At 48.7% G+C, this 24,036-nt stretch carries 17 protein-coding genes; 14 read left to right on the top strand and 3 right to left on the bottom strand.

Annotation, left to right across the window (positions count from 1 at the left end; all coding sequences use genetic code 11):
- Positions 1 to 244 precede the first annotated feature (244 nt).
- A complete protein-coding gene (locus IY568_RS04640; protein WP_194866878.1) occupies positions 245 to 2,587 on the bottom strand; it encodes a DNA polymerase II in 2,343 nt (780 codons plus the stop codon).
- A gap of 67 nt (positions 2,588 to 2,654) precedes the next feature.
- On the opposite strand from IY568_RS04640, the gene dinG reads away from it, so the two are divergent.
- The 7 genes from dinG to IY568_RS04675 all read left to right on the top strand — a co-directional run bounded on the left by dinG (position 2,655) and on the right by IY568_RS04675 (position 8,463).
- Positions 2,655 to 4,724, top strand: a complete 2,070-nt coding sequence (gene dinG, locus IY568_RS04645; RefSeq protein WP_194866879.1) for an ATP-dependent DNA helicase DinG — start codon at positions 2,655 to 2,657, stop codon at positions 4,722 to 4,724.
- Between the two features lie 3 nt (positions 4,725 to 4,727).
- Positions 4,728 to 5,507 carry a TSUP family transporter gene (locus IY568_RS04650; RefSeq protein ID WP_194866880.1) on the top strand — a complete coding sequence of 260 codons (780 nt, stop codon included), beginning with the start codon at positions 4,728 to 4,730 and terminating at the stop codon, positions 5,505 to 5,507.
- Complete coding sequence (locus tag IY568_RS04655; protein ID WP_194866881.1) at positions 5,504 to 6,103, top strand: primosomal replication protein; 600 nt, start codon at positions 5,504 to 5,506, stop codon at positions 6,101 to 6,103. The genes IY568_RS04650 and IY568_RS04655 overlap by 4 nt, the downstream gene beginning before the upstream one ends.
- Positions 6,104 to 6,119: 16 nt before the next feature.
- The gene (locus IY568_RS04660) at positions 6,120 to 7,046 is read left to right on the top strand and encodes a histone deacetylase (RefSeq protein ID WP_138537625.1); all 927 of its coding nucleotides are present in this window, start codon (positions 6,120 to 6,122) and stop codon (positions 7,044 to 7,046) included.
- A 104-nt stretch (positions 7,047 to 7,150) separates the two neighbouring features.
- On the top strand, positions 7,151 to 7,423 hold the full coding sequence (locus IY568_RS04665; protein ID WP_125559987.1) for a late competence development ComFB family protein: 273 nt from the start codon (positions 7,151 to 7,153) through the stop codon (positions 7,421 to 7,423).
- A complete protein-coding gene (locus IY568_RS04670) occupies positions 7,420 to 7,584 on the top strand; it encodes a YbaM family protein (protein WP_138537626.1) in 165 nt (54 codons plus the stop codon). Before IY568_RS04665 ends, IY568_RS04670 begins: the two co-directional genes overlap by 4 nt.
- An 84-nt stretch (positions 7,585 to 7,668) precedes the next feature.
- A complete protein-coding gene (locus IY568_RS04675; protein ID WP_125559983.1) occupies positions 7,669 to 8,463 on the top strand; it encodes an NPP1 family protein in 795 nt (264 codons plus the stop codon).
- A gap of 38 nt (positions 8,464 to 8,501) precedes the next feature.
- On the opposite strand, the gene IY568_RS04680 is transcribed toward IY568_RS04675, so the two are convergent.
- On the bottom strand, positions 8,502 to 8,960 hold the full coding sequence (locus IY568_RS04680) for a hypothetical protein (protein ID WP_194866882.1): 459 nt from the start codon (positions 8,958 to 8,960) through the stop codon (positions 8,502 to 8,504).
- A gap of 432 nt (positions 8,961 to 9,392) precedes the next feature.
- On the opposite strand from IY568_RS04680, the gene IY568_RS04685 reads away from it, so the two are divergent.
- From IY568_RS04685 to IY568_RS04695, 3 genes are all read left to right on the top strand, one after another.
- Positions 9,393 to 12,515, top strand: a complete 3,123-nt coding sequence (locus tag IY568_RS04685) for an efflux RND transporter permease subunit (RefSeq protein WP_194866883.1) — start codon at positions 9,393 to 9,395, stop codon at positions 12,513 to 12,515.
- 9 nt (positions 12,516 to 12,524) lie between these two features.
- Positions 12,525 to 13,613: an efflux RND transporter periplasmic adaptor subunit gene (locus IY568_RS04690; protein ID WP_194866884.1), complete on the top strand. Its 1,089-nt coding sequence runs from the start codon at positions 12,525 to 12,527 to the stop codon at positions 13,611 to 13,613.
- Positions 13,614 to 13,800: 187 nt separating this feature from the next.
- Positions 13,801 to 14,718, top strand: a complete 918-nt coding sequence (locus IY568_RS04695) for a glycoside hydrolase family 16 protein (protein WP_194866885.1) — start codon at positions 13,801 to 13,803, stop codon at positions 14,716 to 14,718.
- 18 nt (positions 14,719 to 14,736) lie between these two features.
- On the opposite strand, the gene IY568_RS04700 is transcribed toward IY568_RS04695, so the two are convergent.
- Positions 14,737 to 16,473: a winged helix-turn-helix domain-containing protein gene (locus IY568_RS04700; RefSeq protein WP_228553130.1), complete on the bottom strand. Its 1,737-nt coding sequence runs from the start codon at positions 16,471 to 16,473 to the stop codon at positions 14,737 to 14,739.
- Between the two features lie 300 nt (positions 16,474 to 16,773).
- Here IY568_RS04700 and IY568_RS04705 point away from each other — a divergent pair, with 300 nt between their 5' ends.
- From IY568_RS04705 to IY568_RS04720, 4 genes are all read left to right on the top strand, one after another.
- On the top strand, positions 16,774 to 18,735 hold the full coding sequence (locus IY568_RS04705) for an FAD-dependent L-amino acid oxidase (RefSeq protein WP_194866887.1): 1,962 nt from the start codon (positions 16,774 to 16,776) through the stop codon (positions 18,733 to 18,735).
- A gap of 82 nt (positions 18,736 to 18,817) precedes the next feature.
- Positions 18,818 to 20,608 (top strand): alpha-keto acid decarboxylase family protein, encoded by a 1,791-nt coding sequence (locus IY568_RS04710; protein WP_194866888.1) that lies wholly within the window; start codon positions 18,818 to 18,820, stop codon positions 20,606 to 20,608.
- Between the two features lie 213 nt (positions 20,609 to 20,821).
- Positions 20,822 to 23,512, top strand: a complete 2,691-nt coding sequence (locus tag IY568_RS04715; protein ID WP_194866889.1) for a PAS domain-containing hybrid sensor histidine kinase/response regulator — start codon at positions 20,822 to 20,824, stop codon at positions 23,510 to 23,512.
- A complete protein-coding gene (locus IY568_RS04720; protein WP_125559964.1) occupies positions 23,502 to 23,846 on the top strand; it encodes an Hpt domain-containing protein in 345 nt (114 codons plus the stop codon). Before IY568_RS04715 ends, IY568_RS04720 begins: the two co-directional genes overlap by 11 nt.
- The last annotated feature ends 190 nt before the right edge of the window (positions 23,847 to 24,036 follow it).

Genomic DNA, 24,036 nt, shown 5'->3' on the forward strand with positions numbered 1-24,036 from the left:
AACACAAGGACCAATATCAGGAAAGAAATGCAAGTCGCATTTTAGTTAAAAAAAATATTTTTAAATTTGGTTTGTTTGCTGTTTTTTTATGCGAAAAATAACACCCAAACAAACCATTACCAATTTTGTTAGTATGTATTTACATTCAAATAAAGCTTTGTTTCACTTGCTTTTCTGTGATGAGCGTCAAATAAACGGAAAAAAAAATTTGCTTACAAGCAGCTAAAAAACCGCTTGCACGCTATTACAAATCTGACGACCAATCCAGCGTTCGCTGACCATTTAAGGTAATGGCATCCAGGTCAACATCCGGTAGCATCTGGTAAATGGGTAAAATCTGTTTTTCTATATAGTGGCTGTAATCCGGGTTAGATAACACCCCCTGTATCAGCCTCGGACCTGTTGTACTTATATAGTAGGCAACCTGACTCCCCTTACCCAGGTTTCTCGCAGACCCACGACTATGTGCTTCTTTCGCAGCCCTGACATGAGGCGGAATATTTTTAACATAGGCATTCAGCGGTTTGCCCAGGCGTTTTTTGTAGACCAACTTATTATCAACCTGACCGCTGTTGATCAATGCGATGTATTGCTCCGTTACCGCAACCACATTTTCATTATCAAATAAGGCCCGGATCACCGCCTGCTGATACTCTTTGGCAATCTCAGTCCAGTCACTGCGCACCGTCTCCAACCCTTTGAACACCAACTCAGCCCCCCGCTCGGTTTGGATCTGACCGACATAACGCTTTTTGGATCCCGTTTCCTGACCTCGGATGGTCGGCATAAAGAACGGGCTATAGTGGGTTTCAAACTCAATTTCCAGATAACTGGGTAAACTAAACTGGCTGTCAACCTGCTGCGTCCAGCGTTGATTAATCTCTTTCATCAGGCGCTCACCGAGCTGCTGGCACAGCGCAGGAGACAAAGACTCTGGTACGCATACAAAGGTTGAATCTGTATCACCGTAGATCACCTCGTAGCCCATTTCTTCAATCCAGCGACGTGTGGTCTGCATAATTTCGTGACCACGCAGGGTGATGGAGCTAGACAAACGCGGATCATAGAATCGGCAACCTCGAGACCCCAGCACCCCATACAAGCTATTCATAATGATCTTGATGGCCTGTTGCAGCATTTTTTCGCCACGATCTTTGGCTTCCTGTCGGGCTTGTGCCAGCTGGGCTACCAGCTTAGGTAAATGATGATAGGTTCTGGAAAAAGTGCCTTCATTGAACCCGCTAATTGCATTGTCAGGAGAGTTGAGCCCTTCGATGAGCCCCATAGGGTCAATATGGAATGTACGTATAATAGAGGGGTAAAGGCTTTTGAAGTCCAGCACCAGCACATTTTGATATAACCCTGGCCGCGAATCCATCACGTACCCTCCAGGGCTGTCGAATGTCAGGCCATGCTCACCCAAATTGGGCGCGATATAACCGCTGCGATGTAATAGTGGCAGATACAAGTTTGTAAATGCAGCTACGGAGCCACCCATACGTTCCAGCTCAAGGCCGGTTAACTGAGTCCGGGCAATTGCGAATTCAAGCAAAGACAACTGAGTAAAAATGTCCCATACCAACACGCAATCTTGCAGGTTATAGGCTGCAAGCGCAGGCTTATCATGATGGAACAGGCGGATGATCTCTTCCAGCCTGTCATCCTGAGTGAGTAACTTGCTTTCTCCAAGTACCTGCTGGGCCACGTAGCTCAGCTTAAACGTTTCAAAATGGTAGGTGGCATTTTTCATCGTATCTATGCCATCCAGCACCACCCGACCTGCTACCAGCACGCGGGTAAAATTTCCTTTGGATACTTGTATCGGGGTGCCATCCCGACCGATACTCAGCGAGACACCCAATGCTTCTGAACGCTCATGAAGTACCACACAATCGAACTCAATCACGTTCCAGCCTATAATCACGTCTGGATCAAGGCGATTGATTTCCTCGACCAATGCCTGCAACAGAGCCAATTCATCATCAACCCAGCGTACATCCACATCGCTTGTCTGAGGGTCTCCAATCATGATGACGCGCCGCTGCGTTTGCGTCACCAGCCCAACTGAAAACAACACCCCCTCACCACTACATTCTATATCCAGCGACAACATAGACAACTCAGGAACATAATGCGGTGCCGGTTTCAGGCGCGCTTGCTGGATCTCAATATAGCCAGCTTTGTTTACTGCATGACCGGATACCCAGGCACCACCGCGTATAAAGCGCTCCATCAGATAACGATCCGCATGACGAATGTCAGCTTCATATAAGGTAACCTGAGAGCCCAGGTGCTCCTTGCACTGGTAGTAGCTACTCAATGTAGGGCAATAGAGGCCCGTCACAGCAGATTGATCAAAGTGTTTAAGTGCAAGCGGTCGGAACTCCACACCCTTGACTTGCCCAGCCAGGAGAGCCTGCGCCTTTTCAGCCTCCTCTGTGCGAAGAAACAGCACCGCTTGTTGTGCTTCGGTGATCACCTTTAACAAGCCTTCGGCAGATTTCAGCCAATAACAGAGGTGTAACCGGTTGTTAAGGTGGATTTGCTGCCGTGAAAGGATAAAGCCCTGATATACCGCTTGTGCCAAAGGGGATCCCCGCCTAGAATAGAATACCTGTAATTATATCCATACTTTTTTGCTTAAGCGATCCTACATGCTGTCAGATTCTTTAAAAAAAACCATCCGCCAGGCGCACACCAACATTGCTGAACAACTGGAAGGCTATCGCCCTCGCGCCGGGCAAAATTATCTGGTCGCAGAAATCGCTAAAACACTGGGAGGCGACTACCACAAGTCTCAGCGTGTTTGCGTCATTGAAGCAGGAACCGGCACAGGTAAATCGCTGGCTTACTGCCTGGGTGCACTCCCCATGGCGTTGGCAAAAAAGAAAAAGCTGATCATCTCGACTGCAACGGTGGCGCTGCAGGAGCAGTTGCTGAATAAAGAGCTGCCTTTTTTTAGAGAGCACTCCGGGCTCGACTTCAAATTTGACCTGGTTAAAGGGCGCCAGCGCTACATCTGTGTACAAAAACTACTGGCTGCCGTGAGCGGCGAAGAAACACAAATGTCCCTGATGCCCACCACCAGTGCACCTCTATCTGCCATGGAACAACGCTGTTTACAGGAACTGGCGAAAGCCTATCAGGATAAACGCTGGCAGGGAGACAGAGATAGTTGGGCAGATACCATTCCCGACAAAGTCTGGAACCTCATTGCCTGTGATAAGCATGCCTGCCAACGACAATTGAAATCTCATAATCTGTGCCCTTTTCACCTTGCTAGACAAAAAATTGCCCAAATGGATGTATTGGTGATCAATCACGCCTTGTTACTGGCTGATCTGGAACTCGGAGGCGGTACAATTTTAAGCGATCCCGAAGATACCTTTTACGTCATTGATGAAGCCCACCATTTGCCGCATATTACCCGCGACTTTTCATCGGCTGCCGCAACCATTAAAGGCACCATAGAATGGCTCGATAAGCTACTCAAATTCAGCGGCAAAATGGCCAATGTCGTGGTCTCTCAAAAAGCCATCGGACAGAACTTTAAACTTAACGATGCCGCCAATGACGCCAATAAGGTGTTACGTCAGGTCAGAGACATGCTGGATCAATCTGACTACAGCTATAATGATGATGACACGCACCGCTTCTTACATGGTGAAGTGCCAGAGCAACTCAAAGAACGGGCCAAAGACATTGCCGATGCAACTCAGGATGCACTTCGGGCACTGAGCAAGATGCATGATGCGCTAACACTGGATGTGAATGACGGAGATATACAGGGGTTCATTGCCGATCCCATCTTGGCCGAAAGCGGCCAGTATATTAATCGTCTGGAGCAGCTCAACAAGCTGTGGTTCAGCTACGCAACAAAAGGCGAAGGCACTCCTCATGCTCGCTGGATCAAACGTCTCGATTACAAACATCACCATGACTATCTATTGTGCGACTGCCCGATAGAAGTTGGATTTTACCTCAAAGATCACCTCTGGCGTGAGTGCGCCGGAGCCGTGCTGTGTTCTGCTACCCTCAGTGCCATGGGCAACTTTGATCACTTCGCGCGCGAAAGTGGGCTTAGTAATGAGCCCGGCGTCAAATACATCAAAGCCGACTCACCATTTGATTATGCCAAACAGGCGCAGCTGCATATTCCCCAAACTAAAACCGATCCCACCGATAAAGCGTTTAGCGACTATCTGGCCGAGGCTCTGCCTGATTTCCTGGACAAGAAGAAAGCCAACCTGGTGCTGTTTGCTTCCTACTGGCAGATGGATCACGTGGTAGCTAAGCTGCGAAAACAAGACTGGCAGATCCTGGTACAAGGCGAACTATCACGGGAAGAACTATTAAAGCGTCATCAGGCATCTATCGACCTGGGCGCGGGCAGTATTTTATTTGGTACTCAAAGCCTGTCAGAAGGACTCGATTTGCCAGGCAAATATCTCGAAAACCTGGTAATCACTAAAATCCCCTTTGCAGTGCCAACCTCTCCGGTTGAAGAAGCGCAGGCTGAATTTATTCAGTCAAAGGGCGGCAACCCGTTTTTATCTATCACTGTGCCGGATGCTGCCAAGAAATTAGTCCAAAGCTGTGGTAGACTGCTGCGCAAAGAAACGGATTCTGGCCGCATCACCATACTTGACAGACGCCTGGTTACTAAACGATACGGCAAGGCGATGCTGGATACGCTGCCACCCTTTGCGAAACAAATAGACTAATCCATGCTCGAATTTGCTTTAGACCCAGCTACCTGGGCGTTACTATGTACAGTTGCACTAGCCGCTGGTTTTATTGATGCGATTGCCGGTGGTGGCGGCATGCTCACAGTACCTGCCTTACTCACCGCAGGCCTGCCACCTCACATGGCACTGGGCACCAACAAATTGGCAGCCAGCTTCGGCTCGTTAACCGCCAGCTTCACCTATTACAAACAAAACCTCTTCAACCCAAGGTTTTGGGCCGCCTCCGTATTGGCCACGGCCATTGGTGCTGCACTGGGCACTTTACTGGTTGATTCACTGAGCATCGAATTTCTCAATAAGCTCATTCCGGTCATCATTTTGCTGGTTGCTTTGTACAGCCTGTTTGGCAAAATGAGTCACAGCGACTCCATCGATTTACCGAAAAAAACCGGCGTGCTGAAAGTCAAGCAGTGGCTACAAGGCTTGTCTCTGGGCTTTTTCGATGGTCTGGCTGGGCCCGGCACCGGCACTTTTTGGACTGCATCTAATGACATGCTATACAAAATGAGTCTATTACTTAATTGTGGCCTGGCACGTTCGATGAACTTTGTCTCGAACTTCATTTCCCTGATCACGTTTGTCGCGTTGGGCCATGTCAATTTTCTGCTGGGACTGACCATGGGCACATTTCTGATGCTGGGCGCCTGGCTTGGTGCACATTCAGCGATAAAATTTGGCAGCCGACTGATTAAACCCTTGTTTAATGCTGTGGTGATCGTGTTGACCGCTAAGTTGATATTTGAGGCATACATGGTATGAGTCAACCACTGGATAAACTCAGACAACGCGTTAACGAGTTACAACATCATGCTGAGCAGTTTGATAAAGCTAAGTGGTTTGATAAGAACCGCTATATTCAGTCGCAGCCCAGCTTGTTTGACAGCCATGTGTTTCGTAGTAAAAGCCTGAAGCTCGGTGACTATGTAGACGAAGTGAAAGAGGCGCTCGTAAACTTGCCCCCACAATCGCAGCGTCATGCTTTACAATATGCGGTGGAGCACATTGGCGAACAAATTGAAGCCATTATTAAAGTGCTTAAATCAACCCCAGTCTGGGCCAAGGAAAACCGCTTTCGGCCGCATAAAAAAGCAAAAGTGTACCGCCAGGCTGTGAAAAAGATCATGCAACCTTCTCATGAACTCTATCAGGAGTTGTCTCAAAATCATGAATTCGAGCGACGACTGCAAGAAATGATATCACTGCGTCAGGACCAACTGATTAAAGCCTCGCCCGAGCAGGCAAGCCAGCTAAACAAAGAAATCCTTGCCCTGCATGGTCGACTTGGACGGTGCCGAAAAGCCATCAGTGCGACCGAGGATAAGATTCAGCTACAAGAAAAGCAGAATCGCTCCTGATCTGGGTGGTGTCGTTATGTTGTTTTATCACCCCAGCTACAGTGCGCTCTCATTGCCCCCAAAGCACAGGTTTCCGATTGAGAAATATCGCCTGCTCTATCAACAACTGTTACAAACTCCTTGTGCTAGCTGGCTGACACAACCTAACTTAGTCGCCTCACCTGCACAAATCACGTTATGTCATGACCCCGAGTATGTCACAGCGTTTCTCAGTGGTACCTTACCCGACGGCGCAGTCAAACGAATGGGGTTTCCCTGGTCAGAGCAATTAGTGGAACGCACTTTACGCTCTGTGGGAGCAGCATTAGAAGCTGCTCAACAAGCACTCCGCGATGGCTTTGCAGCCAACCTGAGCGGTGGTTATCATCATGCTTTTAGCGACCGGGCTGCCGGTTTTTGTATTTTCAACGATTTGGCGATTGCTGCCAAATATCTCATTCAAACCGGACAGGTCGATACAGTGTTAGTGCTGGATTGCGATGTACACCAGGGTGACGGCAGTGCTGAAATTCTTGCTAACGATACACAAATAATCACGTGCTCGCTGCATTGTGAGCAGAACTTTCCCAAGCTGAAACGTCAATCCGACTACGACTTTGCCTTGCCTGTGGATTGCTCAGATGCCATCTATCTGGCAACACTCAACGACGCCCTGTCGCTTTGCACCCGACTCCATCAGCCAGACATCATCCTTTACAATGCTGGGGCAGATATATATCGCTTGGATGAACTTGGGCACTTAGCGGTTAGCCTTGACGGCGTGCTGGCAAGGGATACTCAAGTACTACGCCATGCCAGGCAGCTGGGGATTCCTTTGATGGCAGCACTTGGCGGCGGTTATCAACGTGCGGTTAGCCGTTTGGTCGATGTGCATATGCAGCTCTTTATCGCATTGCAGCAGGTCTGGCCAGAACGTTTTGTAGCCTCCCAGTCCCAAACATAACACCCCATATGCTTATGCACCAGCCGTTAAAAATTGCCGCTAGCATTAACCACTGAGGTGGTTTATGTTGTACAATTACAATAACTTCAAAATGGAGCATGACAATGAAACTTCATGATGATTTGCACAATTATTACGAAAAAATTGTGCTCGAAAATATTGAGGAACGCGGCCTTGACCACAAGTATGATGAAGATGTCATGGCTGACCTGTGTTGTACCGCGTTAAACCGGTTACCTGCCCGCTATATCCGCTTCGATGTAGACATGGAATTTTATCTGCCGACAGACGAAAGAACCGAGATGGAAGCACGCGTTAAGGACGCCGTTGATTATGCGCTTTCACAAATTTCGAAAAAGAAACAATTTCAGCCATGACTCAAAGCACCTTAGAACACGCACCTGAGCACATTAAACTGGCCGTCGATCTGATCATGTTGCTGGAAGAAAATAATGTCCCGGCAGAGCAGGTACTCGCCGCACTGGAAATCGTTCAGGCAGATTTTGCCAAAAAGCTGGATACAGACAACTTACTCTAAAAAACAAAAAACTTCACATCACATTTACCCTTGTGTCATATTGTCGTCTCACAATGACGACAATTTATGATGTAAGGAACAAACATGACAACACTAAACTTACGTGCACTCACTCTGGTCACATCCAGCCTGCTGAGCGGCGGGGCGCTGGCAAATGACTTTGCGGCACTCGATCAAGCCTTACCTTCTGGCTATGCAATCAATGGGACCGAACCTGTATTTGATTTTGATGGTGACGGGTGCTTGCCCAGTGCTGGGATCAGCCGCAGCGGACAGCAAAATGCAGGGTTAAAAACCTCAGGCAGCCTGGGCGGCAATTGCCGTGACAGCCAATTCTTAAACACGTCAAACACGGTTCATCGCCATGCCTGTAAAGAAACCGACCAGGGTCGTTTCTGTGGTCACTTCTATGCCATGTATTTCAAAAAGGATCAGGTATTCCCATACTTCGGCGGTGGGCACCGCCATGACTGGGAATATGCAGCGGTATGGACTAAAGATGGTCAGGTAACCCATGGCAGCTACAGCGCCCATGGTGACCTATATACAAAACCAGCCAATGAATTACCTTTCGAAAACGGCCATCTGAAAATTGTCTACCACAAAGATGGCATTCTGACCCATGCATTTCGTTTCGCCAAATCGAATGAGGTGGCTGAGAACGGTTACAACCGCTTTGTGACACCAAATATCATCAGTTGGTATACCATGTCGGGAGATGGCATAGACAATCAGGGTTTGCGTGACAAGCTGAACCAATATGACTACGGCTCAGCAACTTTACCGGTAAAAGACAGCCGCTTTTTGACTAACCTCAATCGATTCAAGCCTTCAGGCTATCCGACCTATAGCACGGCTGACGTTTTAGCGGCTCAGTAACCTGAGCATCTGGCCCACGGCAAAGGTGGGCCACACCACTAGGCTGATTTCGCGAGTGTCTCAGCGGAAGTTTGTAGTTTATACTGGGCGAAAAAGCGACTGTCTGCCTCTGAGTCTTTAGGGCAGGCAAAATAGGCGATATCATCGCGTACCGGCTCTGGCCGGGCGTGCTTACCATCTTCCCAATACAATACCGCATGTTTGACCAGCTCTTCCAGATAAGTGTGATCCCAGCTGTAGTGGCAGAAACCATGGTGATCAGACAGATAGGGCGCGTAATCGCCACTGGTTTCAATACCGATTACACCGTTTTTATAGTCAGCGAATGCTTTTGCGTCTTCCTCAGCAGTGGCAGGGTCGACAAAATAGGCGACATCACGACGCGGTGGCAGGGCCTGAGGCAAGCCAAATTTTTCTCTTACGGCCGAACACTCAACGACAATCCAGGAAACAAAATGGGCCCCTATTTGGTGATCCCACTTCAACGCAACAAACATCTCAACTCTCCTTCTAAGCTCAATTCATCTTGGTCCGTTCGGTCTATCCCATACTAAATTAGGATTGTACCTAGGAATGCGCGCGAAGCTTACCGGAAATTATTGTCAAAAAGTAGTCAATTCACCGTTTTTTTCATGACATTTTCTGATCTGGATTAGGAAATCAATGACTCATTCAGTACAGTTTCACGCTCACAGAACGAAGTATGCTTCATCTGAACTCCGTTTAAAAAAAACCCAGAGCCTACCCGGATGTGGTGGTTTGAAATGTGTCTAAATCGATGAAATCGTTACAAGGTATTACAGCTTGGTCAACCACCGCTAATATGTTGCTATTTGTCGTGAAATTCAAAAACTCCAGCTTACCTAACGCTAGCAGTTTTTTGTCATTTCATTAAACTGCACAGTGAAGCTCAACACTTGGACGTTGTTATGAACCTGACACGCAATTCACTGAAAAACCCCGCTGCTGTCGTCGTGATCCTGGTGCTGCTAATACTGTTTGGTATTCTCAGTATTTTTAAGTTACCGATCCAACTTACGCCGGATATAGAACAACCACAAATAACCATATTTTCTGGCTGGCGGGAAGCGGCTCCCGAAGAAATCGAATCAGTGATCATAGAACCACTGGAAAACGCAGTTAAAAATACGCCAGGCGCGCTGGAGGTAAACACCACCATCAATCGCGGCAACGGCTTTATCTCCTTAACCTTTGCCGTCGGAACTGACATGCAGCAAGCAATGCTGGATGTACTAACCAACCTAAATCAGGCGCCGCCACTACCATTAGATGCCATAGACCCGGTTGTCAGTGCCGGTGGTAATGGTGGTCCTGCCGGACCTAATGCCGCTTCTTTGCTCGTCACCCCGCTACACTTCAAAGGTGATGGTTTAGACCTGGATATGGCACAATACCAAAAAACCATTGAAGAGCTCATCGAGCCACGCCTCGCAAGCATTCCGGGGGTTGCCCGAGTCAACCTTGCCAGTGAAAGGCCAAAAGAGCTTCGTATCACGTTTGACCCTCATAAAGCGGCTGCTTTGGGGCTCACTTTAGGTCAGATCCGACAAACTCTGGCCAGCTCCAGAGATACCTCAGGGGGTCTGGCCGATGTTGGGCGACGTCAATATACAGTGCGCTTTACCGGTCAGTACGATCTCCAAGATATGCTGCAAATGCGTATTGGCTATTCTCAGGATCGCCCCATTTACCTGGGTGATGTCGCCACCGTTGCCGAAACATACTCCGACCGACGGGCGATGAGTGGCCGTAACGGCAAACCGGCCTATTATATCACCGTCTCCCGGGCTAATGGTGCCAACACAGTGGCCCTACTTGACGGTATCAACCAGGCGATAGCCGAACTAAATGCAGGTCCACTGCCAGAAGCAGGCATTGCGATTGAGCTCAGCTACGATGCCTCTATCCATATTCGAAATGCGCTACTCTTGGTAAAAAGCAATCTAGGGCTAGGCGTACTGTTATCCCTTGCCATTCTCTGGCTGTTCTTTAGAGGGATAAAAACCACACTGATCATCGCAGCGACGATCCCAGTCTCTTTAATGGTCGCCTTTTTAGCACTCAATGCGTTCGAGCGCAGTCTGAATGTGATTTCTCTGGCAGGTCTGGCCTTTGCTGTCGGGCTCGTACTGGATGCAGCCATCATAGTGCAGGAGAATATCGCGCGTCTAAAGTCCAACGGGTTCGACGACTATAAGGCGGCTTTGCGTGGTGCAGGACAAGTTGCCGGTGCACTGTTTGCCTCAACGGCGACCAGCGTCGCCATCTTTCTACCCATCTTGTTCATGGCGGGTATTGAAGGGCAGTTATTTTCCGATCTGGCATTGACCCTTTCCATCGCCGTTGTTGCTTCATTGTTATGTGCCCTGACCATTATTCCGGTCGCCAACCGTTATTTGCCTGATAGCAAAACACAAATCGACCCTTACAAACACTATTGGCACAAACTCACCGCCCTTATCATGCATCTGACCAACAGCAAGTTGAAACAACTCAGCTGGGTTTGTGCTTTACTCGGCGGCTCCGCACTCGTCACATTGACTATGTTACCAAAAACCGACTTTATGCCGCGGGCCCCAACAGATGGCTTTTTCTTCAACCTGATCACGCCGCCAGGTGGCAATATGGCCTACATGGAAGAAGAGCTGCTAAAACGTGTCAGAGCACGACTGATGCCTTACTATCATGGCGACAAACAACCTGGAATAAAAGACTTCAACTTTTACATTTTTGGCGCCAATGCCGGTGGTTTTATTTACTCCGCAGATCCGCAGCGCGTTGAGGAGTTGATGCAAGTAGCCCGGGAAGAAATCTTTGTCGACCTGCCGGATACTCAGGTGTTCTTTTTCAGGGGGTCTATGATTAACATCGCTAATGGCGGTGACGGTCGCGATATCAATATTGAACTCACCGGGCCAAATATGGACGACCTGGTTGCCGGGGCAGAAGTTGCGCTACAAGCAGTAAAAACAGCAATGCCTGATGCCACAGCTCGCCCACAGCCTCGTCTGGATATGGCAGAGCCAGAACTCAGACTCCACCCCAATGACCGTCGAATTACGCAGGCGGGACTGACTCGTCAGGATGTCTCGCAGGCAGTACAAGCGTTTACCGGTGGGCTATTTATCAATGAGTACTTTAACGGTAATGAACGAATGAACGTTATTTTACGTGGCCAGTCGTGGCAAACACCAGAAGAACTCAAAGCCTTACCTTTGTTTACGCCAGATGCCGGGATCCAGACACTAGGCGAGCTTGCGCAGGTCACCCGTACTGTAGGACCCAGCCAACTTCAAAGGATCAATGGCCGTCGCACAGTCAGCATCATAGTTACTCCACCAGCAGAGATGAGCCTGCAACAAGCACAGGCTATCCTGACCGAGCAAGTGATGCCCAAAATCAAAGCACAGTTGCCAGAAACGGCAGGTGTTATCCTTGGCGGAAATGCCCAAAAAATGAACAGTGCCATAGAAGAAATGACCCTCAACTTCTTCCTCGCTCTGTTTATTCTATTTTTATTGATGACCGCATTATTTAAATCAGTCCGGGACAGTGCATTGGTGCTGCTCGTGATGCCACTGGCCATTGCCGGTGGTGTTGTCGCACTCTATGTGCTCAACCTGTTTGCTTTCCAGTCTTTAGACTTACTCACCATGATCGGCTTTATCATCTTGCTCGGCCTGGTGGTCAACAACGCTATTTTGCTGGTTGACCAGACCCGTCATGCACAAGCGCAGGGCTTGAGTCGCCGCGATGCCGTCGAGCAGGCAGTGCTGATGCGCGCCCGACCTGTCTATCTCAGTACGCTGACCAGTCTATTCGGCATGTTACCACTGATGTTGATGCCCGGCGTTGGGTCAGAGATTTATCGTGGCCTTGCCACGGTTATCGTTGGTGGCATGGCCATCAGTGCCTTGTTTACGCTGGTCCTGATGCCCAGTCTGTTACAACTTGGCTCAGATAAGAAACCAACCCCCAAGGTCAATAACAATAACGACAAACCTCAGTTAAATTTGGTCGCGAATCAGTAGGAGCCCACTATGTTTGCAAGTCAATATAAACGCGCTTTAGTCACCGCCCTTGTAGCCAGTGCCGTCAGCTTCAGTCAGCTGGTTAATGCAGCCCAGCCCGTGACAGTTGAGCCTGTATCTCAGGGCCAGCTTACCAGTCAGCTGGCCGTCAATGGAACCTTACATGGTAAGCGTGATATGGTCATCACGGCTGGTGTGTCAGGCCGATTACACTACGTTGCAGAGCCCGGTTTGGAGGTTGCGCAAGGTGATGTTCTGGTGCGCATGGATACCCTGCCACTTGAGCTTGAAAAAGCACGCCAGCTAGAGATGCTCAAACGCGCTCGAGTGAATTTACGATTTCAGAAACAAGAACTCGCACGCCTGACTGAACTGGCTAAAACCAGCAGTGCTGCAGCCAGTCAGGTAGACAAAGTACAAAATGCCCATGATTTGGTGCTCTCAGATATCGCGCTGGCGCAAGTTGAGCTCAGGGTGATTGAAGATCAACTCAACCGGGCAACGGTAACAGCCCCATTCTCAGGCATCATTAGCAAACGTTACCATCGTGCCGGGCGAGACGTCAGCCGGGCTGATGAATTACTGAACCTGGTAGACATCCACCAGCTTGAAGCGCGCTTGTATGTGCCCGTGAAATACCTGAGCTACGTACGCACAGGCCAATCCTTACCTGTTAGTGCCGGTAATCTGGATGCCCCGCAAACCACAACCGCGCAGGTCAGTGCCGTGATCCCTGCCACCGATCCGCGCTCGCAAACCTTTGAAGTGCGTGCAATGCTCGACCAGCCGGGAGAGTCAGAGAACCAGCAACACTGGGCAGTCGGACAACTGGTAGATGTATCAGTGCCACTGGCAGCCAGTAACCGGGCATTATTAGTTAATCGTGATGCACTGATCTTGCGAAAACAAGGTATTCATGTGGTCAAAATTGATGCCAGTAACACGGCAACACAAATCCCCGTGACAGTCGGCCAGGGTCAGGGCCAGCGCGTGGCCATTACCCCTAAGCCAAGCCATCAGCTTATCGCAGGAGACAGAGTTGCGGTACGCGGCGCAGAGCGACTGACCGATGGTCAGGAAGTTGAGGTACAAAATTAACACAGCTTACTAGCCCAATGAGCCTGCTTAAGGAAGAGCTAAGGCTCATTTTTAAATTCAATCTAATAAAATCAAACATTTAATATTTTTTAATAAACGCATTTTTATCAATTTAAGCGTTTTTAACTGGTATATCCTGTTGTTTCGGTCAACGCTGGTGCTGTCCAATAACAACAAGGAATACGCGATGAAAAACCCCGTCTTTTTTTCTTTTTCAGTCTTAGGTGCCAGCATGCTGATTGCCTGTACCAGCCAACCTCTGGGTGCTCAGCCGGTCCAAATCATGTTTGACGATTTCACTTATACGCGTTTTGAGCAAGCACAAGATAATGGCTGGCAACTGCGCTCAGATGTCGGCCATCCCGGCATAAAAAATGCCACCTGGTGGCATGAAGGGGTGAGCTTTCATGCTGATCCACACAACCCGGAAAACCAGGTCATGCGCTTAACCTCAAAAACTGATGGCAGTGCCGAAAATACCCGTCATGTACAGGTGTGCCATAAACGAAAATACCTTGAAGGGACGTATGCCGCGCGGGTCTATTTTACAGATAGCCCCCAATATGGACCAGACGGTGACGGGGTGATCCAGACTTTTTATGCGATCAGCCCACTGGCTGCCCCCATGGACAAGAACTACAGTGAAATGGATTTTGAGTACCTGCCAAATGGAGGATGGGGCACCGACCGCCATGCCTTATTCGCAACCTCCTGGGAAACGTTTCAGCTCACGCCCTGGACCAAGGTCAACGCCTATGACTACGACATCAATCCACTGCAAGGCTGGAACACGCTGGTGTTACAAGTTGGCAACGACACGCTGAAATACTACATTAACGGCAAACTGTACGCAGAGCATGGTAGCGACGTATACCCGGAAGTGGCGATGTCGATAAACTTCAACCAGTGGTTTGACCCTAATAAAATCGTCAATTCCAACGAAATGCGCCAGTACTATCAAGATGTCGACTGGGTTTACTTCGTCAAAGATAAGATTGTCGCAGTCAATGAGGTCGGCAAGCAGGTTGAGCAATTACGCAAACAGAATGTGCGCCACAAAGATACCGTGCCATCCTCTGGGTATGATGACTATTGCAGCCTATAAAAGCGCGGCACTGTGCCTTTAGTTAACCGTGTAAATTGGCGCTTTGGCAAACCAGGCCTCAACCCGCTCAATCAGTACCGGATCATCTGCATTTTTAGCCAAGGCTTTGGCACGTAATGCAAGCTGATTTGCCTGCTCAACCTGACGAGCCTGGCGCAGCAAATCAGCCTGTGCCAGCCAGATCCAAATCTGGTTAGGAACGGCGTTACTGGCCTCAGCAACCTGGTGTGCCTGTGCAAATAAACGCGTTGCTTCCTGATGCTCTCCCTGCTCAGTTGCAATCCGGGCCAGCTCAATCAATGCATTGGTCTGGCCATAAATCGCATCAAAGCGTTGATGATAGCTCAGCGCTGAGTGCAATAAACGAGAAGCCTCGCTATAGCGACCCTGAATGCGTTTTATCTTACCCAGCTCTTCCAGCGCGTAAGCAATAAACAAATGATCCGAATTATCACTGGCCTGCTCACGCGCAGTCGCTATATACTTTTCCGCCCTGATCAGTTCCTGCTCACGATCTGTTTGCTGAGGCCAGTTAATGAGCAAATAACCCATCATAAGATTGGCACGCATGCGCTCTCGCTCAGTCACGACGTCATCGCCGGTTGCCACAATATTTTGCTGCAACAGGGACAGCGCTGCCGCTACGTCGCCATTATTTGCCAGACTTGCGGCAAGGTAACGCCTGACCGTCAAGGGATCAGCAGCGTGACGCAAGGCAGAGCGCAACAAAGCAATCGCTTCCTGATAGTTACGCAATAAATACATCTGCAAGCCCCGGGCAAAGGCCTCATTGCTGAAATCCAGATTGCTTTGTATGTCCAACCTCTGATCATGTTCGCCGTATCGCGTCGCGAGCCGTGCTATCAATGCCTGGTAGGCCAGTTCAGGCTCTGACGCAAAGACCACCCCTTGTTCAGCCCCGCGATTAAAGTGCAGCGTGTATTGCAACTGCATATCTTGTGGAAAGCCACTGAGGCGGGTTTCGACCAGTAAATCCGCCCCCAATCGCTCCTGGAGTTGCAACACATCCTGGCGTCGGGATATTCGGATCTTCGCAGTATCGTTAGAATACCAGGGGCTGTGAGATAACGTTGTTAACACATGCTCTGCCGCAACGACGGGCAACCCCCCTTCTGCCTGAGTGTGTTCACTTAAATAGGCAAGACCATGCAAAGGCACAGCAGCATGCACATCGTCGAGCATGGCATTCTCTACCGGCAGAAACGCAATGGTTGGATATCGCGTCTCAGGCTGATTGACTGCGCGCATCCCATTTAGCCACAACCCGCTGATGATAAGCATAAGCACGACTGACACCACAGCAAAACGCCACTTGTCGGTCACTTTAGACCCCTGAATGGGAATTGGCGCCACAGCCAGTTGATAACCAATTCTGGGATGTGTTTTGATGCAATCTGCGCCCAGAATTTCACGCAGTTCGCGGATAGACTGAACCAACACTTGTTCCTGAACCACCACGCCCTGCCAGACAGTTTCCAGCAGCTGTGTTTTGGTCACCACCTGATCTGAATGTTGGATCAATATTTTCAGCACTGCCAACGTCTTAGCACGAATATCGTGCGAAGCTTCGTGTGTGGTTGCGGTGCCTTTAAGTAAGTCTATTTCAACCTGGTTGAGCAGATAACGCATCGTTCCTTCTCTTGCAAAAACAGTTCTGGCACCGGACAGCACGGTGTTCCCGTCATGAGTGTGCAATATTTCTTTAACGGGCTCAAGTCCCCTAAAAGCAGACATAGTGGATAGGGCTAGTGAGGTGACAAATTTAACTGTTTTATATTCAGCGACCTAGTGTAATTACTGTGATTTTTTGGACACAAACCATATAAAAATTAACCCCTGTGCTACATTTTATGTGGATTATGTCTTTTTGGTGTCAGCATTGTAATAAGGCTGCTCTCTATTTTTGGCTCGTGCCTGTCAGGCCTTCACCAAAAGACAGCGATAACAAGCCCACACAACTGAACAGAAGTCGTCGTAAAGATTGTTGCCGTCGTTTGTGACAAAAAACGGTAAATAACGAATTAAGGAACTACTATGACGCATTATTCTTTTGGCAATGAGATCAGCGACAAAAGCCTCCCTAAGCATCTGAAAGTGGCCATTGTAGGGGCTGGTATGGCCGGATTATACAGTGCATGGCGGCTACAAAATGAATCAGGCTGTGACAACCTGGCAATCTTTGAGCGATCTAATCGCACCGGCGGTCGACTGGATTCAGATTTAATTCAATTCAAAAATCAACGCAGTGATACGCCCCCCACGATTACAGTAAAAGAAGAACAAGGTGGCATGCGGTTTTTATTCGATGGCATGGATGACTTGATGGCGCTGTTCCTCAACCTGGACCTCCAGGATCAGATAGTGCCCTTTCCCATGAACAGCGGCGGCGATAACCGATTATTTTTCCGCGGTAAAAGCTTCAGCGTTAACACCGCAGCACAAGATAACTATCAAATTTGGTCTGAACTTTACAATCTGGCACCGTCTGAGCAGGGCGTTAATCCAAAGGACATTGTCAATGTGGTCTTCAACCGAATCCTTCAGGCTAATCCTCAGTTTAAGGCCCGCCCAGAAGTAAGGGGCCCGGAATTCTGGCAGGCATTCCGACTGGAATGCCAATGGCAAGGCAAAACGCTCAATGAATGGACGTTATGGGACCTTTACACGGCCATGGGTTACTCTCAGGAATGCATAAACATGCTGTACCGTGTACTTGGCTTCAATGGCACTTTTCTGTCACAGATGAATGCCGGGGTGGCCTATCAGCTACTGGAAGATTTTCCGGCAGGTGTGCAATTTAAAACCTTTAAAGACGGATTCAGCACACTGCCAAATTCACTCGTCGATAAAATAGGCACCGACAACATTCACTTGCAAACCAGTATTGAAGAGATCTCTTTTGTAGAAGAGAACAATCACTACGAACTGCACTACCTTCACACAGACGACAACGGACGCAGCCACAAAGGCAAAGTCACTGCCGAAAAAGTCATTCTTGCCCTGCCCAGATTAGCACTTGAGAAGCTTTTTGTTCGCTCTAACGCGTTTAACACGCTGGATAAAGAGCGCTCAGAACAATTATGGAACACTTTGCAATCCACCTCAAACCAGCCACTGTTGAAGATTAACCTCTATTACGACACTGCCTGGTGGGGACGCGGCACCACCGGACGTCCGGCCGTCGAATTTGGACCCAACTTTGCCGATCTACCGACAGGTTCGGTATACCCATTTTATGCTGTAAATGAAGAGTTGGTCGCGGCCCTGATGTATCAGGAGCGTAAAACCGAACCTTCACAAAGCACCCAGGCTAAACTGGATCACATTAGCAGTGAAAAATACGAGCGCCCCGCTGCATTGACGATATATTGTGACTACCTGAACATTAATTTCTGGAGCGCACTGCAAAATATTGGAGAGACCTATCACCACCCACATCAGGACGACTATGTTACTGACGTCCCAGGTGATATCTATCCCGCATCAACCGCAGTGGTTGAACAAGCCACTCGTTTCTTCAAAGACATTTTCAATACACACTATGTGCCAGAACCAATCCTGACCAGTGCGCGGATCTGGCAAGGTGGTGTCCGTTTTGATGTGCCACCAAGCCAACAATTTGGCTTTGGTGTACACCAATGGGCGGTGGGTGCTGATGACAAGCAAGTGATGGCTGAACTCACAGAGCCCCTGCCAAACTTGTTTACTTGTGGTGAAGCCTTTTCTGACTACCAGGGTTGGGTAGAAGGTGCATTGCGCTCTACCGATCTCGCACTCAAGCAAGGATTTGGACTCCAGCCGCTAAGCGAAGTGTATGAGCAAACGACACACATCAGCTCATCTGAAGCCATTAAAGTTGCCTATGAAGAAAACGCCAGCAAGCTTATTAATCACTATATTGAGCCAAACTTCTCAGCAGGCAGCGCCCCGATTGAGAAGCCATCAGAGGTTGAAAACGTACTGGGTGTGAACCTCAGCTACTTCGACCTTAAGTGATCCTGCTTTGGGCACCTGTATCGGGTGCCCTCACTACCTACTGGCAGGAGACAACCTGCCAAGCTTGCTCTGGAGAGAATCAATGACTCAAATTACGCACCATTTTACAGTCGCGGACTATTTCAAAGCACGACTGGAAGAAATTGGCGTCGATCAAATGTTTGGTGTCGCCGGCAACTACACCGCGGCTTTACTCGACACCATACTGGCTGACAGCCACTCACCGATTAGAATTAACGGCAATGCCAATGAAATTTGTGCTGGGTTTGCTGCCGATGCATATGCCCGATTAAAAGGCCCAAGTGCCTTGTACGTTACCTACAGCGTAGGTGCATTCAGCCTACTCAACACCATTGCCGGCTCTTTCGTTGAGCAGGTACCGGTGATCTTGATCAACGGCGCCCCCACCAACAAAGAAGATCAGATCTCAAAGAATGCCGGACTGCTCTACTCACACACGACCGGCTATGAATTTGTCGATATTCACATGTTCAGACCAGTCACCGTCGCGGCTGAACGTATCACCAATGCCAATCAGGCGCCTTATCAGATTGATTCAGCCCTAGCGGCTCTGCTGTCAGAGCGCCGACCTGTGTATTTCGAAGTCAGTGAGGATGTCTGGCGGGCAGAGTGCATCAAACCTGGTCAGCCTCTTGCACTGAATAATCCAACCAGCGTCACCGTCAGCGAAGCACAGCAAGCAGCTAAAGCAACGGTAGAGCTGATGCTTAGCCAGCCAAAAAGTATTTTTTGGGCAGGCGCAGAGCTGCAACGTTTTGGCCTGCAAAATACCTTTTTGGAATTGCTTGAAGTGATCAATCGCAGTCATACGGTGCCCGAAGGACATATTCACTTTGTCACCTCTGCCTTAAGCAAATCGGTTATTGCTGAAACCCACCCGTGGTTTGAAGGCTGTGTCACTATGAGTCCCTCCGAAGTAGACTCCCTGGTTGGAGACGACGGAGTTTTAGTTGGTGTTGGAGCCTGGACGACAGGCAAAGATACTGGCAATCAGGATATTCGCAGCAACCGCACTGTGCTCGCTGCGCAAGGAGGGGTATATGTTGGTGCCAACTACTACGCCTCTGCGACCCTTGAAGATTACTTACAGTGTCTGATTGAGGAGTTCACTGCACTGGCAAAGCAACAACCTGCCAGTTTAAGAGGGTTACGTATGCAACAACCGCTTATGAAGCGCGCAACAGCGGATGCCCAACTGGGCTATGACAGCTTCTTTGCTACCCTCAGTCAATGGCTTGATGAAGATGATGTTCTGGTCGTCGATGCCGGCTTCCCGCTAATTGGCGCACAGAGTGTAAAAATACCAGCACAAGATGGCTTTGTTGCTCAGGCAGCCTGGCTGTCCATCGGCTACTCTGTACCTGCCGGCACGGGAATTAAATGTGCCTTTCCGGATAAACGTTCGGTTGTTGTCGTTGGTGATGGCGCTTTTCATGAAACCTGCCAGGCCGTTGCTGACCAACATGCTTATGGACAAAACACCGTTGTGTTTGTATTGGCAAACGGTATTTATGGTATCGAGCAATACCTGGTCAACCCTAACCCGTTCAGAACGCCGCCTGTTGATTATCAGGACAAGCTACTCGACACTGTCTACAGCTACAATGACTTACCAGCCTGGAAAATCGCCAATATTACCCAGGCTTTTGGTGGTGAAGGACGGCGAGCGAATACCCTGAGTGAGTTGATGGCTGTGATGGAGGAGATCAGGACCGATACACACAACAACTATGTTGTAGAAGTATCCATTCCTAAAACAGATACACCTCACTCTATCAGCGTTGAAGCTAACAGCGCCGTCGGGGAAGACGAAATCGCGAACTCACAGTGGCCACCTGCCAACAAGTTCTGAGTCAAGTAAGCATTGGCCTCCGGATGCGGGGGCCAATATCAGGGCACAGACATCATAAAGCCCACTCCCTATGCGGCACTTTATTAACATAGCGTACGCCAGATACGCCGAACACGCTCAGGAACAGTTAAACGCATTATCTGAGTCGATTTTTCCCCAATCGTCGCAAATTGAACAATAATAAAGTTAGGCAAAGTCAGGCAGGGAAAAGAAATGGATATCCAGAGTTTGGATCTCGCGATACTTACCGTAAATAGCCAATGGCAAGTAATTGATTTCAATGAGGCTACAGAAACACTCCTGCAATTGAGCAATCATAAAGCGCAACCTGTCTGCTTTTTTGATCTGTGCCAAATTGCAGAACGTGGCGAAGCAGACAGTGACTTTCTCAGCCAGACAGCTGGTAGCACTGCGCTGGCCATCTTACCCTCGGGCATGCGGCTCAATATTACTGTCAGTAACCACCTCAGCGCTGATACCTGCCTGATTATTAATCCTATTAGCCATCACCACCTGCCACATCTCGGTGAACTGGCTGAACTGGCACTACAATGTGGTGATATAGGGGTCTGGCAGGTTGATACCACCTTCGAACGTCCTTACTTTTCTCAGACTTTTTGCGCACTCCTACACTGCCCATCCTTAACCGACTGGCATGATTTTACCAATTTGATTTATGAAGATGACCGTCCACTGGCACTGAGTTTCATTGAGGAGCATATTCAGTCTAACGTCAGGCTAAAATTTGAATTTCGTGTATTAATAGACGCTGTGCCACACTGGTTTGAACTCAGTGGCGACCAGCGCCATGGCTGCGGTGATCATCTGAGCTTGTTTGGTACCTTGCGTGAATGCACTCAGGAAAAACAGATGCTCATCCACCTTAACAGCGCCCATGAAAGCCGTCGTATTGCCCTGGAAGCTGGCAAGGTCGGCACCTGGAGTGTGCTCAGAAAAAGCGCTCAGTGGTATTGGGACTGGGACCCGCAAACCAGTAGTATCTTTGATTTGGCTGCACAGGATACCGGCCGCTATGAGAAGTGGCTTGAACGCATTCATCCGAAAGACCGGGAGCGAGTCTCAAATGGACTCAAAGAAGCCCTTGAAAGCGGCGATGATTTTGAACAGGTATTTCGGGCTATCCTGCCTAGTAACGAGGAACTGCACATATTCGCTAAAGGCGTGGTTGCACAGGATGATTACGGTAACAACTATCGCCTTGATGGTGTCTGCGTCGATCAATCCGAAGTATATCGTGCCAACATGGAGCTATCCAAATTAAATGCCGAGTTGGAAACCCGCGTCAAAGCCCGCACGTCAGATCTGAAATGTGCCGTCACTAAAGCCGAGCGCGCAAGCCGTGCAAAGTCTGACTTTTTGGCGATGATGAGCCATGAGCTAAGAACACCGATGAATGCCATCATCGGCTCACTAGAGCTGCTCTCACTGCAAAAGCATGATCCTGAAGAGATGGAGCTGCTCGAAACCGCATCCGTCTCAGCAAAGAATCTAGTCGACATTCTGAACGATATTCTGGATATCAACAAGATTGAAGCGGGCAAGTTAGAATTAGAGTTCAGGGAGTTTGATATTTCAAAAACGCTGCATAACGTACTGCTGACCTTTGCCTCCAATGCCGAAAAACGCCATGTCAGTCTCAAAGTCGTTGAATCACCGCAGCTTCCCACAATGCTTTATTGCGACGAAAACCGGATCCGTCAGGTACTCTTTAACCTGCTCAGCAACGCCATTAAGTTCAGTGGTCCCCCAGCCAAAGGCAGTGGTAATGTCGTCATTGAAGTAGATTGGCAGCTCCAAAGTCACAGTCAGGGCGAGCTCTCTATTTTAGTGAAAGACAATGGTATCGGTATTGATGAAAAAACCCAGAGAAAGCTCTTTCACCCCTTTACCCAAGCCGATAAATCAACCACTCGGGTATATGGTGGAACGGGTTTAGGGCTCGCCATTTCAAGAAACATAATCAACTTGATGGGTGGGCGAATAGGACTAAAAAGCAAAGTGGATCGCGGCAGTATTTTCAGAGTCAGTATTCCAATCCACCGATTCTCACATCACTGTGACACCGCTTTATTCCAGGACATTTATGTCACGCCAGATCACCATAATCCGCCAGAATCATACCCATATTCAGTACTAGAAAGGCTAGCGGTACACATGCACCAGGTGGACTTAGAACAGCTTCCTTCTCCTATACCGGACAAGGCACTGGTGTGCTGCTTTATTAAGTCAGAACAGGACCTTACGGAATTATGTAACTATCAGGAAACACTTAAAACGCATCGGGTATTAATCTGCCACCAAACAAGTTTTACCGAACAACTGAAACACTTGCTACCCGATGCAACATTTCTGAATATCGACCTGGCAACCCGCTATGGCATCACACGCCAGGCGATGCATTTACTCACCTATTTAGCAGATAAACAACCTGTCTCGAGTGTTCCCCAGTCATCAATTCCCAACAGTTCATGCTCAGGTACTGACGAAACTGGTGCGGTAGCTGACCTTCGCCCTGGAATTTTGCTGGTTGAAGATAACACTTTTAATCAAAACCTGATGGTGAAACAGCTGGCGAAGCTTGGCTACACCTGCACACTCGCAGAAAACGGCCAGCAAGGATTCGAAAGCTGGCGTCAGAAAGAGTACAAATTGATCCTCACCGACTGCCACATGCCTATCGTTGATGGATATGAAATGGCGAAGCGTATTCGCCAAACCGAAAAGCAATTGGCGCTCAAGGCCATTCCAATTGTGGCAGTGACTGGCGCAGCGGTTAAAAATGAATTAGAAAACTGCCACTTGTACGGCATTAATGATTGTATTGGCAAACCCGTTCAGCTCGAACGTTTTAAAACCGTCATAGAGAAATGGTATGGAAAGTAACAACACACACCTAACCAGACTGAATCAACAAACGCTGATAGACTTAATCGGCGAGGACCTGCCCACCATAGCAAAATTTCAACGCGATTTTGTCACTCAGGCAGAGTCCAGTTGCAAGCTATTTTTAAGCGCCTACAGCAACGCAGCATATTCAGAACTAAAAGAACATGCGCACTTTCTTAAAACGTCCGCCCGGGCCATAGGCGCAGAGCGGTGCAGTGAATATCTGGCTCAGCTAGAAGAGGCAGCCCTGTCAGCTGATCGTCAACATTGTCGCTCGCTGTTGATCAATATAGCGCAGGAAGTCAAAGCCCTTAACGCGTTAATTAATTGAACTCAATTACACAACTCAACATTTGAAACCTGACAGAGTATTATACCAATTTGCTGCATTAAGTGTTCTATTTTGAGGCGAGGAAATAGGCTCGATAATCAGGCGAAATTTTGCTATTTATTTGTTCTAAATAAGAAATTTTTAACGCCGTTAGCGTCATATGTACTCCTTCAAATAGAGCGGGTATTAA

The sequence above is a fragment of the Pseudoalteromonas sp. PPB1 genome (assembly GCF_015356275.1).
Classification (GTDB): Bacteria; Pseudomonadota; Gammaproteobacteria; order Enterobacterales; family Alteromonadaceae; genus Pseudoalteromonas; species Pseudoalteromonas rubra_D.

Excerpts from the sequence above, each read along its gene's own strand:
- IY568_RS04655 (WP_194866881.1), top strand. The coding sequence starts at position 5,504 with ATGAGTCAACCACTGGATAAACTCAGACAACGCGTTAACGAGTTACAA.
- IY568_RS04670 (WP_138537626.1), top strand. The coding sequence starts at position 7,420 with ATGACTCAAAGCACCTTAGAACACGCACCTGAGCACATTAAACTGGCC.
- IY568_RS04660 (WP_138537625.1), top strand. The coding sequence starts at position 6,120 with ATGTTGTTTTATCACCCCAGCTACAGTGCGCTCTCATTGCCCCCAAAG.
- IY568_RS04665 (WP_125559987.1), top strand. The coding sequence starts at position 7,151 with ATGAAACTTCATGATGATTTGCACAATTATTACGAAAAAATTGTGCTC.
- IY568_RS04715 (WP_194866889.1), top strand. The coding sequence starts at position 20,822 with ATGGATATCCAGAGTTTGGATCTCGCGATACTTACCGTAAATAGCCAA.
- IY568_RS04700 (WP_228553130.1), bottom strand. The coding sequence starts at position 16,473 with ATGTCTGCTTTTAGGGGACTTGAGCCCGTTAAAGAAATATTGCACACT.
- IY568_RS04710 (WP_194866888.1), top strand. The coding sequence starts at position 18,818 with ATGACTCAAATTACGCACCATTTTACAGTCGCGGACTATTTCAAAGCA.
- IY568_RS04690 (WP_194866884.1), top strand. The coding sequence starts at position 12,525 with ATGTTTGCAAGTCAATATAAACGCGCTTTAGTCACCGCCCTTGTAGCC.
- IY568_RS04720 (WP_125559964.1), top strand. The coding sequence starts at position 23,502 with ATGGAAAGTAACAACACACACCTAACCAGACTGAATCAACAAACGCTG.
- IY568_RS04695 (WP_194866885.1), top strand. The coding sequence starts at position 13,801 with ATGAAAAACCCCGTCTTTTTTTCTTTTTCAGTCTTAGGTGCCAGCATG.
- IY568_RS04705 (WP_194866887.1), top strand. The coding sequence starts at position 16,774 with ATGACGCATTATTCTTTTGGCAATGAGATCAGCGACAAAAGCCTCCCT.
- IY568_RS04680 (WP_194866882.1), bottom strand. The coding sequence starts at position 8,960 with ATGTTTGTTGCGTTGAAGTGGGATCACCAAATAGGGGCCCATTTTGTT.
- dinG (WP_194866879.1), top strand. The coding sequence starts at position 2,655 with ATGCTGTCAGATTCTTTAAAAAAAACCATCCGCCAGGCGCACACCAAC.
- IY568_RS04650 (WP_194866880.1), top strand. The coding sequence starts at position 4,728 with ATGCTCGAATTTGCTTTAGACCCAGCTACCTGGGCGTTACTATGTACA.
- IY568_RS04675 (WP_125559983.1), top strand. The coding sequence starts at position 7,669 with ATGACAACACTAAACTTACGTGCACTCACTCTGGTCACATCCAGCCTG.
- IY568_RS04685 (WP_194866883.1), top strand. The coding sequence starts at position 9,393 with ATGAACCTGACACGCAATTCACTGAAAAACCCCGCTGCTGTCGTCGTG.